Origin of the sequence: Segatella copri, from assembly GCF_026015625.1 — a bacterium.
GTDB classification, from domain to species: domain Bacteria; phylum Bacteroidota; class Bacteroidia; order Bacteroidales; family Bacteroidaceae; genus Prevotella; species Prevotella copri_H.
The window spans coordinates 3,231,693-3,244,257 of record NZ_JAPDVG010000001.1; the positions used below are offsets into that span (position 1 = coordinate 3,231,693).

General features: G+C 42.9%; 11 protein-coding genes and 2 pseudogenes. 12 read left to right on the top strand and 1 reads right to left on the bottom strand.

Features of this window, described 5'->3' with window-relative positions:
• Positions 1 to 248: 248 nt before the first annotated feature.
• Together ONT19_RS13365 and ONT19_RS13370 are read left to right on the top strand one after the other, a co-directional pair.
• A complete protein-coding gene (locus ONT19_RS13365) occupies positions 249 to 1,481 on the top strand; it encodes a phage integrase SAM-like domain-containing protein (RefSeq protein ID WP_264964887.1) in 1,233 nt (410 codons plus the stop codon).
• Positions 1,482 to 1,545: 64 nt separating this feature from the next.
• Positions 1,546 to 2,742: a site-specific integrase gene (locus ONT19_RS13370; RefSeq protein WP_264952176.1), complete on the top strand. Its 1,197-nt coding sequence runs from the start codon at positions 1,546 to 1,548 to the stop codon at positions 2,740 to 2,742.
• Between the two features lie 238 nt (positions 2,743 to 2,980).
• On the opposite strand, the pseudogene ONT19_RS13375 reads toward ONT19_RS13370, so the two are convergent.
• A pseudogene (locus ONT19_RS13375) lies at positions 2,981 to 3,091 on the bottom strand (helix-turn-helix domain-containing protein); the annotation flags it as partial.
• A 235-nt stretch (positions 3,092 to 3,326) separates the two neighbouring features.
• Between ONT19_RS13375 and ONT19_RS13380 the strand changes: the two are divergent.
• The 10 genes and pseudogenes from ONT19_RS13380 (at position 3,327) to ONT19_RS13425 (ending at position 12,467) form a co-directional block, all read left to right on the top strand.
• Positions 3,327 to 3,809 carry a DUF3408 domain-containing protein gene (locus ONT19_RS13380; RefSeq protein WP_264952177.1) on the top strand — a complete coding sequence of 161 codons (483 nt, stop codon included), beginning with the start codon at positions 3,327 to 3,329 and terminating at the stop codon, positions 3,807 to 3,809.
• Positions 3,810 to 3,993: 184 nt separating this feature from the next.
• Positions 3,994 to 4,407, top strand: a complete 414-nt coding sequence (locus ONT19_RS13385) for a MobC family plasmid mobilization relaxosome protein (protein WP_264964888.1) — start codon at positions 3,994 to 3,996, stop codon at positions 4,405 to 4,407.
• A pseudogene (locus tag ONT19_RS13390) lies at positions 4,404 to 5,354 on the top strand (relaxase/mobilization nuclease domain-containing protein). Before ONT19_RS13385 ends, ONT19_RS13390 begins: the two are co-directional and overlap by 4 nt.
• A 32-nt stretch (positions 5,355 to 5,386) precedes the next feature.
• Entirely contained in the window at positions 5,387 to 6,133 is a 747-nt protein-coding gene (locus ONT19_RS13395; RefSeq protein ID WP_264964889.1) for a hypothetical protein, read from the top strand.
• A 206-nt stretch (positions 6,134 to 6,339) separates the two neighbouring features.
• Positions 6,340 to 6,549 (top strand): hypothetical protein, encoded by a 210-nt coding sequence (locus ONT19_RS13400; RefSeq protein ID WP_228112422.1) that lies wholly within the window; start codon positions 6,340 to 6,342, stop codon positions 6,547 to 6,549.
• 371 nt (positions 6,550 to 6,920) lie between these two features.
• The gene (locus tag ONT19_RS13405) at positions 6,921 to 8,375 is read left to right on the top strand and encodes a C10 family peptidase (protein ID WP_117588146.1); all 1,455 of its coding nucleotides are present in this window, start codon (positions 6,921 to 6,923) and stop codon (positions 8,373 to 8,375) included.
• Positions 8,376 to 8,439: 64 nt separating this feature from the next.
• Positions 8,440 to 9,165, top strand: coding sequence for a hypothetical protein (locus tag ONT19_RS13410; protein WP_153086580.1), 726 nt, complete (start codon positions 8,440 to 8,442; stop codon positions 9,163 to 9,165).
• A gap of 531 nt (positions 9,166 to 9,696) precedes the next feature.
• Positions 9,697 to 10,572, top strand: a complete 876-nt coding sequence (pdxS, locus tag ONT19_RS13415; protein ID WP_006847583.1) for a pyridoxal 5'-phosphate synthase lyase subunit PdxS — start codon at positions 9,697 to 9,699, stop codon at positions 10,570 to 10,572.
• A gap of 69 nt (positions 10,573 to 10,641) precedes the next feature.
• Entirely contained in the window at positions 10,642 to 11,211 is a 570-nt protein-coding gene (pdxT, locus tag ONT19_RS13420; protein ID WP_117694675.1) for a pyridoxal 5'-phosphate synthase glutaminase subunit PdxT, read from the top strand.
• A gap of 134 nt (positions 11,212 to 11,345) precedes the next feature.
• Positions 11,346 to 12,467 (top strand): AAA family ATPase, encoded by a 1,122-nt coding sequence (locus ONT19_RS13425; protein WP_264953101.1) that lies wholly within the window; start codon positions 11,346 to 11,348, stop codon positions 12,465 to 12,467.
• Positions 12,468 to 12,565 lie beyond the last annotated feature (98 nt).

The window sequence follows — 12,565 nt, forward strand, 5'->3', positions numbered from 1 at the left end:
GGAACGTAAACAGTTGGGAATGAGTAGATTTGCACAAAGTTGCCAAATCGCCATAAAGCAAGCGAGTGAGGAATATTGAAGTAGTTCAGTTACTAAATCGTGAGCCACAGTTACCTATGCAAAGCAGGTAACAATGCGGAAAGGCAACTTTGTGCATCAACGGATTTTATTGCGCTGATTCTCTATGTTTTGCGTATCAAGGAACGCTTACAAAATGATTATATTTGCACACTCAAAATGTAAGCGTTATGAAAATCGAAAAATTCAAGGTGTTGCTCTACCTGAAAAAGAGCGGAATGGACAAGAATGGAAAAGCTCCCATCATGGGACGCATCACGGTGAACAGGACTATGGCGCAGTTCTCCTGCAAGTTGTCTTGCACTCCATCGCTTTGGAATCCTCGTGCCAGCCGATTGGAGGGCAAGAGCAAGGAAGCCGTGGAAACCAACAAGGACATCGAGCAGTTGTTGCTTTCCATCCAAAAGGCTTTCGATGTGCTTGTGGAAAAGAGAACGGACTTCGAGGCTAAGGATGTCAAGGAAGCTTTGCAGGGCAGCGTCAAGACACAGACCACCCTTCTCTCCTTCGTGGACGAGCATATCAGTGAACTCAGCACCCATGAGGGCATCGATATGTCGAAGAGCAGTGTCTGGACTTACAGAAAGATTCGCAAGAATCTCGCTGAGTTCATCGGGGAGAAGTATAGGTTGACTGATTTGGCTTTCGGACAGCTCACCGAGCCTTTCATCAGTGACTTTCACCATTACTTGCTTGACGAGAAAGGCTTTTCATCAGGAACCATCACCATCTATGTGTCGCTCTTCAAGAAGATGTGCCGCATTGCCTTTGAGCGAGGCTTGTGCAAGAACCTGCTGTTCGCCCATTATCGGGTTGGCACTCCAAGGGTTACGACACCCAAGGCTCTCAGCATGTCTGATTTCATAAAAATCCGTGATGCGGAACTACCCGAAGACAAGCCGAGACTATCCGTTAGCCGTGACCTGTTTCTTTTCGCCTGCTATGCAGGAACAGCCTTCATAGACACCGTTTCCATCACGAAAGCCAATGTCAAGGTGTTGGAGGATGGCGACAAATGGCTCGTCTATAACCGCAAGAAGACCGGAACACTTGCCAGGGTGAAACTCCTGCCCGAGGCGTTGGAGCTGATGGCGAAATACGAGGACGGGGCAAGAGATACCCTTTTTCCATTGCTGAGCACGAATCGTGTTCGTATCGATCTCATCACCATCTGCAAGTTGGCGGAAACGAGCAAGACCTATTCCTACCATTCGGGACGACACTCGTTCGCCAGCCTCATTACGCTGGAGGCTGGTGTGCCGATGGAGACCATCTGCAAGATGCTCGGTCACAAGGATGTGAAGATGACGCAGCGGTATGCGAGAGTAACCCAGAAGAAGCTGTTTGAGGACATGGACAAGTTCATCGCTGCAACCGGGAAGGACTTTATTCTCGCATTATGAACAAGGCTTTCAACTTTTCTTTTTACAGTTTCAACTACATTATTATATTATAAGGACAACAACTATGAGCAGAAGTACATTTTCAATTTTGCCTTACATCAACAGACAGAAGGTGAAGGCAGACGGAACAGCCAACATACTTTGCCGCATCACCGTTGACGGCAAAAGTGCAGCCATTTCCACAGGCATATCCTGTACCCCACAGGAGTGGAACGCCAAGAAGGGAGAGGTACGGAACGCAAGGGACAACGGACGATTGGCAAGTTTCCTTGCTGAGGTCAAGGATAAATACAACTCACTTCTTACCGCCAATGGCATCATCACTGTGGAAATGCTGAAGGCTGTGTTGAAGGACAAGGACACGACAGGAAGGTTCTTGCTGAACTTTGGTGATACCATCGTGGAATGGTATCGAACCTCAAAAGCCAGACAAACCTTTCTGCACAAGCGAACATGGCAGAAAAACCTGAGAGCCTTTGTCCATTCGTTGGAGAAGGACGACATCGCCTTTGAGGACATAGACGAGAATTTCGGAGAGGAATACAAGCTATTCCTGAAACGAGACCAGGGACGTATCGACAGCTACGTGAACCATTGCCTTCTCTGGCTGAACATGTTGATGTACAAGGCAGTGGACAGGAGCATTATCCGCTTCAATCCCATAGCCAAGATAGGGTATGAGAAGAAGGCAGCCCCGAAGATGACCCATATCAGCAAGGCAGACTTCATCAAGATGCTCTCTACCCCGATGGCTGACGAGCGAACGGAGCTTGCACGCAGATGTTTCATTTTTGCCTCGCTCACCTCCTTATCCTATATAGATGTAAAGAAACTGTACCCTCACCATATCAGTGAGAACTCCGAGGGTAGGAAGTTCATCCGCAAGGAAAGAGAGAAGACAGGCGTGGAGTTCTTCGTGCCACTCCATCCGATAGCCGAGAAGATTCTTTCGCTCTACAATACCACGGACGACAGCAAGCCTGTTTTTCCACTGGGTGAGAAGAAAGACATCTATCTTGATGTGCATACCCTTGGAATGGTGCTTGGCATAAGTAATAAGTTGGGATTCCACGCCAGCCGCCATACATTCGGAGTCTTGATGCTCAACGAGGACATTCCCATCGGCAGCATAGCCAGGATGATGGGACACGCAGACATCACAAGCACACAGGTCTATGCGCAGGTGACGGAGCAGAAGATTTCAAATGACATGGATAAGCTTATTGCCAAGCGGGAAAGGAACAAAAATCCAATGGCATAGACCTGCCATAAAGCAACGTTCCTTGGAGGCTTTGCGCCTCCAGCCACTTGGGCGAACCACCGCAGTGTGTTTTAGCATGGTATTAGATTTATACAGGTAACACAAATGATACCCGGCAAACACGAACAACTCGGTATAGCCAATAAAATGAGGCGACAACCTATAACAACCACGCTCGGTAAGTTATACGTTGTCGCCTTGTTCATTTCACTCCACTCATCAAGGACATGTATTTCTCCTACAAGCCCTTCATTCTGTACGCCTCACGATAGTTAGCCATCAGAATCTTCTGAATGTCGGACTCGCGGTAGAGTATCTTTCCGCCAAGCTGGATATACGGGATAACGCCAAAAACAACAAGAAAAACTTGCACGACTGCAACGAATACATGAACAATGATGAGTTGAGAAATACGTTGAAGTTCTCACAACTATCTCGGTATGCAAATAAGTAAGCCACAACTAAATTGCCACGTTACACCCAATCAGTTGCATGGCTGCACTCAGTACACTTACTTTGCACCCGACAATCGGTCAATGGTGCAAACCGTGACCACTATACTAACAAATAAAACAGCATAAGCTATGGCAAGAACAAAAGATGCAGTCTTGGCTCCTGGGCAAAAGGAGCTGATGGAAAAAGAGTATTTGGATTTTGTTAAACCATCTACGTATGGCAACAAAGCCAATCCAAGTAGTTGTAATTCTCTCTATGATGATGTAGAGAACCCAGAGTTGAGAGCAATTGTAGAGAAAGTTGCTGCAACAACTCCCTATAGAGAGGAAACAACAACGAACGAGGCTCAATCGCCACCGAATCCGCAGAAACGCATCAGCGGCAAGCAGCGCAAGGCGACATTGGAGGAGTATCAGCAGACCTTCCTCCAGGCTCCAAGGATTGACGACCGCAAGCCAGTCTTCGTCAGTTCCGATGTACGAGACCGTCTTGACCGTGTCGTCCGCATCCTCGGAGGAAGGCGCATGAGCGTATCGGGCATCATCGAGAACATCGTGCGCCATCACCTAAGCCTTTATGAAGAGGACTTCGAGGCTTGGCGCAAATTGTGAGAATTAAGGTCTGCGACCTTGGACGTGGATAGCTGAAAGGCTGTAGTTCCAACTAACGTGTTCTGAGAGGGAGCGAGGTTATGTTTTGGGAACCCCAAAACGCCTCGCTCCGTCATGAGGGCGGAGGAATTTTGCTCCCGACGGTCGCAGAAAGTGAGTGTACCAACAGTAAACAGTATATCGAATGACAAGCATACAGAAACAGGACAGAAAAAAGGGTGGAAGACTGCCCACAGGCAGGATTCACAAGCTGTCGAAGTCTGTCACGGTGAAGTTCTCGAAGCCAAGCTACGAGGCTTTGAGACTGAGGGCGAGAAAAGCCAACCGCAAGTTGGCAGAGTACATCCGTGAGTCCGCCTTGAACGGCGAGGTGGTCAGCGGACACAACGCAGAGACGGTAGCCATCGCCAAGAACCTCATTGGCATGGCGAACAATCTCAACCAACTTACCAAGCTGTCGCATCAGAGAGGTTTCCATGAAACCCATGTATATGTGGTGGACTTGTTGAGAAGATTGAAAGAAATCCTTGGCGAGTATCGCCAAGCAAGTTATAAACCGAAGCCAAGCAGTATGGGCAGAAAGGAGGATACCACATGATAGGCAAGCTAAAGAAGGGCAGCTCATTTGGTGGTTGCATCCGCTATGTTACAGGCAAGGACGAGGCGAAAATCCTTGCATCCGATGGAGTGTTACTCGGCACGAATGCCGAGATAGTACAAAGTTTTGAGCTGCAAAGACAGCTAAATCCAAGGATTAAGAAGCCTGTGGGACACATTGCACTCAGTTTCAAGCCCGATGACAAGCCACGTTTGACGGATGAGTTCATGGCTAAGATAGCCCTTGAATATATGCAGATGATGGGCATCACCGATACCCAATTCATCATCGTAAGGCATCACAACACAGACAATCCACATTGTCATATCGTGTACAACCGCATCAATAACAAGGGCAAACTCATATCAGACAGGAATGATTACAGGCATAATGAGCAAGTGACCAAGGCTCTAAAATCCAAGTATGGACTGACCTACGGAACGGACAAGAGCAATACTAATACTCGCAAGTTACGCAATGCTGAGCGTGCCAAATACGAGATTCACAATGCCGTCAAGGATGCCTTGAAAGGCGCTGATAGTTGGCAGAAGTTCAAGAATGAACTTGCAAAGTGAGGTGTTCTCTTGGAGTTAGTCTATAAGGACAAGGAGCGAACCAAGGTGCAAGGCATCCGATTCTGCAAGGACGGATATAGTTTCAAGGGTACGCAGATTTGCAGAGAATGCAGCTTTGGCAAGTTGGATGCAAGACTTGGCACAGAGTATAATCGTGTATCGCCAAGAGCCGAATCTATGCAGGGAGGACAACCAAGTTGTCACCAAGTAGAACAGACTCAACCAACGGCAGAACATACCCAAGACCCTTGGAGTGGTATTTCTTCCATCGGCTTGTTCGCTCCGTCTAATGCCCAAACTTATGAGCCATTCCCAGAGGAAGAATCCGCCAAGAAGAAAAAAAGGAAACGCAGAAAGGGCTTCAGCCTTTGATGCAAGTTACAAACTTAAAATTAGAATCGAACATGAAAGAAGAACTATTGGAAGCCATCTACGGCACAGTTGAAAGATTGGAGCAGAAAGTTGATGAACTTTCTGTCTCCACAAAGAACGCAGGAGCGGAAACCGTTCCTGCAAGTAATGACATAACCAAGTTGGATAAGTCAATCAATGCGATGTTTATCAAAGAAGAGGAAGTCAGAGGTAAAATATCCAAATTAAGAGATGCCATTGTCGTTTTTGCAGACCTTATTAAGGTTGAACTTGGCAAAAATGAGCAGCGAAGCAAGTTCTTGGTTGATGCAGTCAAGCAGATGAGACAAGGGAATGATATTTCCTCGAAGGCATTGCAGGACAAACTTGAAGTGTTGAACAATTCACCTCAAAAGAAAGTTGTAACCCATCGCTTTGAGCCTACTTCAAAGTGTGTTCTTCTTTTCATTGGTGGCTTGGCTCTATCTCTTGTTCTCTCCATTTGGGGCAATCTCACCCAATGGCGAGAGCATCAAGATTGGGAGGAGGCAGATTTGAAGTATCGGGCTTTGAAGATGGTGCTTCCATCCGATGACCCCAATGTTCGATACATCGAAAAGAACTTTTCTGTATGCCCAAATAAAGAAGTTATTGAGAATGTGAGAGCTCATGTAAATACTTACGAGGACTCAATTCGCTACCATATCGAAATGATACAGATGGCAGCAATTAAAGATAGCATTGCTAATAGCCTATTTAAAGAGGCAAATGAAATTAAAAAGAAAATTAATAAGAGATAATAGACAACGGTCATCGGCTACAAGCGCATCCTTCGCTTCGATAAAGTAAAGACGAACGGTCTCCGTATCGTGTTTGATAGTGCAAGAACTTGTCCATGCATCAGCAACATAGCAGAATACTGACTTTTCATTAACTCTCAACTGTTCATTCGCGTCCGTGATGCCACTTGCTTGACATTGCGGACACTTTTTCTTTTATGATGGTTATGAAGAAGAAATTGGTAATTATAGCAGTTTTGGTTATCTCATTTGTTGCTTCCTATATATTATGCGGCACAGGACAAAACGATGTAGGTATTGACTCTGTTAAAGCCGAAGAATATACGGCAGTTTTAGAAAACAGTATTAACTTGGATTCCATAACAAGGGCATATTTTGGTGTGTTACCGACTAATGTAGAAACAAACTCACGCTAAATGCTTATGGCACCTATCGTTTGAAGCAGAAATCTCCAAACGGATTCGGATGATTGCAAAGTATTGAATGTTTTTTTCAAAGTGCTTGACGGCTGCATTCTGATGCTTGAACATCCGCAAAGCGGTGACAATATATTTTGTAAGGTAAAGAATGACAGCAGCATTATTTTGATAGACTCATTTGGTAATGAACCAAAAGCAAAGGATGTTAGTTCTTATATATTAATAAAGTAAAAAATGCCCAAATGCAATATATTTTAACGCCTTAACAACAAAAATTGTTAATAATGCATAAATAATACATTCGTTATATATCGATTTAAAATAAATTTCGTAAATTTGCATCATTTAACCAGTAGTACAGTATAAATATGAAAAAGTATTTAGTTTTAATATTATTGGCAGTGATTGTATCATCGTGCCAAGATGAAATTCTTAATGACAGTAATCCTGTTATTGAGAACGTGAATGTTAATTTGTCTATGGATGAGGCAATGAGTATAGCAAATGATAATCCTACAAATTTATCAGAGGATGAGATTCTGGCAATGGTAAATGATTTTTCCTCTTCGTTGGGCTCAAAAACAAGAAGTGCTGCCAATCCAAGAATGTCTATTGTGGGCTCATATCGCATTGGCGGAATTATATCAAGCAAGACAACAAGAGGGACTACGACTGATAGTATTCCTGTTTATGAGGTGTGTTTACAGTCTGGAGAAAAGAGTGGGTATGCTTTAGTTTCTGCCGACTCTCGAAGTGCTGGTGTTTTGGCATATATAGAAAATGGTAATTTTGAGAAAAAAGATAGTACTGGGGCATGTTTGATGTTAAAATTGGCAGAAGCTTCAACTGTTTCAGAGATAAATAAAATAGAAAGGCTCAAAGTTGAGTTACGAGAGAAAACCTTGAAGAAAGTGGCTTCTTGTTTGGGTAAATCTACAGTAACATATGAAGAAATAAAAGATTTGATTGAGGTTAATGGTGTAAAAAGCCATGAAACAACTTCCCGTTCTACAGCTTATGACAAACCTTTGAGCCAGATTATATCGTTAATGCCTCAAAATGGTGGAGCTGTTTTAAAGACCGAGTGGGGCCAAAACAATCCTTATAACTTGTTGTTGCCTAAATCTTATAATGCAAAGTATCATACGGAAACAAATTACCCTATGGGGTGTGCTATTACAGCAGGAGTTCAAACTTTAGCAGCTATCGCTCCGAGCATGACGATTGATGGAACAGTCATAGACTGGGCATTTGTTACTAAAAAACCGAAATTGAACTATAATTCGTATTTTGGCGGAGATTATGAGGAGGCTATGATGATTTCCAAAGTAGTTAAGCATATGTATGAAGGAACAAATACAACACCAAATATTGATGAGGATTTTAAGTATGGGCCTTATGATGATCCGAATATACCTTGTGTAAAAAGTAGTACAACTTCAGTTTCTAATTTATTGAATTATTTAAAGAAGTATGTTTCTTGTGGCACTTATTATAATAAATATGCCCCAGATCCACTGTTAAATACGATAAATGCAAACCGCCAGATGCCTTGCGTTGCAATAATGGGTGGAACACATACTGCAAATGAACAGGCTGAAAAAGGTTCTCATGCTTGGGTTATAGATGGATATGCAATTTGCACTAAGACAAGCAGAGAAATTTTACGAAATAACGATTTGTACTTTCATGCTAATATGGGATGGGATGGAACTGACAATGGCTTTTATAAGGTAAATGCAGATGCTTCGACTGATTTTGAGACAACATTAGGCACTTATAATATAAATTTTTGGGAAATAACAGAAATTCATAAGAAATAATTAGTTTTAATTGCATTTGGTGTACAAAGTTATGTACATCAAATGCTTTATTCTATTGGCAAATATGAAAATAATTCAATCCTTTTTTCTTTTTTTATTGTTTTCTATAGTATATGGCTGTAGTAATGGTACTGATGTTTCATCATTGTGTTTTGAAAAAGAGTATTACGAAAAGCCATTATTAGAAAACCCATCGGAAATTATGTTTAGTGGTGGAAGCAACAATCTTTCAGTCGAAGTGTCAGATGATAATGTTTTGGAAGCCACTATTGGTGCTGGAAAAATAAAAATAAAGACAAAAAAGAATGGGATTGTTTATCTTGTTGTAAAGGATAAGACGGAGAATACTAGCGTTACTATTAGGGTTAAGGTCGTGGATAGTTACTTAGGTTTGCAATTAGGCCACCCAATTCCGAACTATTCTGTTTATAACGAAGATGACAGGCTTTATTTAGTAAATAATAAAAGTAAATCATTTTATTTATATGATAAATCTTTTAATTTAAAAGCTACTGGCAATTACAAACTGTTTGTGAAAAACTCAAATTTTTTTCTTTCTTTAGTCTTTTCAGATAAGGTTTGTTTTTATAATATTTCAAACAGTTCACATGATTTTTTATGGGGAGCCATTCCTACTTATTTAAAGTTTTTATGGACGAATGAAGGTCTTACAACTACTAATGCACGAGATGTATCACCTGTCGTTATGACTGCTTTTGATTTAGACACAAATAACGTTTACTATTTTAATGTTGATTCTACCGAATTTCCTTACGGGATATTAAATTAAAACACAACAGCAATTAGCAATATACAACACCTTTCTGTTGATGCTATTTTGAATATGTAGTGGAAAAAGCAAAACTATTATGTATGTAGCTATCACTGAGTGATTATGTTTGGTTGCTTTTACGAAAAAATGAAGTTAAATTTCTATGTAAAAAAGTCCTAATTTCCATATTTCTCTTCTTGTAAATTATGGGATATTAAGAAAAATATCGTATCTTTGTCCCCGAATTAAGGCGTTCTTTGCATATTGCAAAATACAGAAACGAGCAGAAGTCCGCTCGTTTCCATATTGTTACCTGTATAATATAGGCAAACGCCCAACTTCTTGATTTTCAATCAAAGTCCAATTTAGAGCGAGTTAGTATTTTTGACATCTTTCCTCCTCTTTATATATTCAGGAATATCTCTTATATATTTGCGAATCTCTCTTTATACAAAATGACTCAATGTTTGCAGAAAATGGAACTTTTTTCTGCTGTTTCACCGAAAAATGTTTCCTTTGCAGCCGTAATTGAATAAAAATATAAGAATTATGGCAGAAAATAGACAAGAATTGAACCGCAACTTGGCTCAGATGCTCAAGGGTGGTGTGATTATGGACGTAACAACTCCAGAACAGGCAAAAATCGCAGAGGCAGCAGGTGCATGCGCAGTAATGGCTCTGGAACGTATTCCAGCTGATATCCGTGCAGCAGGTGGTGTTTCACGTATGAGCGACCCTAAGATGATCAAGGGTATCCAGGAGGCTGTTTCTATCCCTGTAATGGCTAAGTGCCGCATCGGTCACTTCGCTGAGGCTCAGATTCTTCAGGCTATCGAAATCGACTATATCGACGAGAGCGAGGTGCTCTCTCCAGCTGATAATGTTTATCACATCGACAAGACTCAGTTCGACGTGCCATTCGTTTGTGGTGCCAAGAACCTGGGCGAGGCACTCCGCCGTATTGCTGAGGGTGCTACGATGATCCGTACCAAGGGTGAGCCAGGAACAGGTGATGTGGTTCAGGCTGTTACCCACATGCGTATGATGCAGAGCGAAATCCGCCGCCTGGTTTCTATGAGCGAGGATGAACTTTACGAGGCAGCCAAGCAGTTGCAGGCTCCTTACGACCTGGTGAAGTATGTTCACGAGAACGGCAAGTTGCCAGTGGTTAACTTCGCTGCCGGTGGTGTGGCTACTCCAGCTGATGCTGCCCTGATGATGCAGCTCGGTGCCGAGGGTGTATTCGTAGGCTCTGGTATCTTCAAGAGCGGTAACCCTGCTAAGCGTGCACAGGCTATCGTGAAGGCTGTTACCAACTACAACGACCCTAAGATGTTGGCTGAGTTGAGCGAGGACCTCGGCGAGGCAATGGTAGGTATCAATGAGCAGGAGATTGCTTTGCTCATGGCTGAAAGAGGTAAATAATAATAAATGAGATAACGGATAAAAGCCCTTCCTGCAAAAGAAGGGGCTTTTATATTAGATAAGTATGTTATGAGAATAGCAGTATTAGCTTTACAAGGCGCTTTTGCTGAGCACAGACAGAAGTTGGCTCAGTTGGGCGTGGATAGTTTCGAGGTTCGCCAGTTGAAGGATTGGGACCAGCCTAAGGATGGCTTGATTATTCCGGGCGGTGAGAGTACCACTCAGGCGAAACTCTTGAATGAACTGGGATTGATGGAGCCTGTGAAGGAGGCGATTGCTGCCGGCTTGCCAGTTTATGGTACCTGTGCCGGTTTGATTCTTCTTGCCAAGAAGATTGAGGGCGAGCCTAGTCAGCGTATAGCTTCCATGGACATCACGGCTTTGAGAAATGCCTACGGTCGCCAGTTGGGCAGTTTCTACATCGAGGCTCCGATGAAGGGCATCGAGGGCAATATCCCAATGACTTTCATCCGTGCTCCTTATATTAAAGAGGTGTGGGGAGATGCTGAGGTTTTGGCTGAGGTAGATGGCAAGATTGTGGCAGCCCGCCAGGGTAACCAGCTGGTTACTGCCTTCCATCCTGAACTGAACGAAAGTCTGGAGATTCATAAGTATTTTCTGGGGATGTGCAGCAAGTAGGCTTCATCCTAAGATACTTTTTTATTGAATGTCTGATACTTTTTTCCGATAAATGTTTGCCGTTTACAAATATTCATCGTATCTTTGCATTATGAAATCTTCGTTACGTAAAATTCATAATGATGTAAATGCTTATGGTACAGTTAAATCCTTTTATTATTGAAGGCTATCTTTCGCCGGAATATTTCTGTGATAGGGTAGAGGAAACTGCTCTTCTTACCCGCCATTTGACCAATCGGTGCAATGTCGCGTTGATTGCGCCAAGACGTCTGGGTAAGTCGGGACTGATTTATAATTGTTTTCAGCAGGAGAACATCCGTGAGCAGTATCATTGCATCTATATTGATATTTATGATACGAAGAATTTGAACGAATTCGTCTATGCGCTGGGCAAGGGAATCCTGACGGCACTCAAGCCAAAGGGCAGGAAAGTATGGGAATTTTTCCTGAATATGCTCCAGTCTCTGAAGTCAACTATCTCTTTTGACATCAATGGAAATCCGGAGTGGAGTGTTGGTTTGGGAGATATTCAGGCTCCGGATATTACGCTAGATGAGATCTTCGCTTATCTCGAACAGGCAGATAAACCTTGTCTGGTGGCGATAGATGAGTTTCAGACAGTTGCAAACTATCCAGAGAAAACCGTTGAGGCAACCTTGCGTAAGCGAATACAGAATTGCCACAATGCAAATTTTGTCTTTTCTGGCTCCAAGCGCCACATGATGGCATTGATGTTTACTTCCCAGTCACGCCCGTTCTATCATAGTTCGAGTATCATGGGGTTGGAGGCAATCAATGAGCAGACTTACCTGGAATTTGCCAATCACCATCTTGCCAGGAACAATAAAGAGATAAGTGCAGCGGCTTTTACCTATTTATATCATCATTTCGATGGCATTACCTGGTATATTCAGTATGTACTCAATATGCTCTATACTTCAATTTCTGATAGGTCTTTGTTGCAGGAGGATGATGTCAGGATGGCGATAGATAGCATCCTTTCCCAGCAGCGTTTTGCCTATCAGGCCTTGCTGTTTCAGCTTACAGCCAAGCAGAAACAGCTTCTCATAGCCATTGCTCAGGAAAGTAAGCCTTCTTCCCTGATGTCGCAAGAGTTTTTGCAGAAGTATCATCTTGGTGCAAGTACCGTGCAAGGAGCTGTCAAGACCTTACTGGACAGAGATTTTATCACGCAAGATGAAGGCGTTTATCAATTATGTGACAAGTTTTTGGAGTTGAGCCTGCGAGCTGGTTGAGTAAAAGATACGTCTGAGTAAGCGAAATGATGCGGCAGAGTGGCCCTACTGATATATCTGAATAAGCCTACAGATATGACTGAGCAAGCACAAGGATA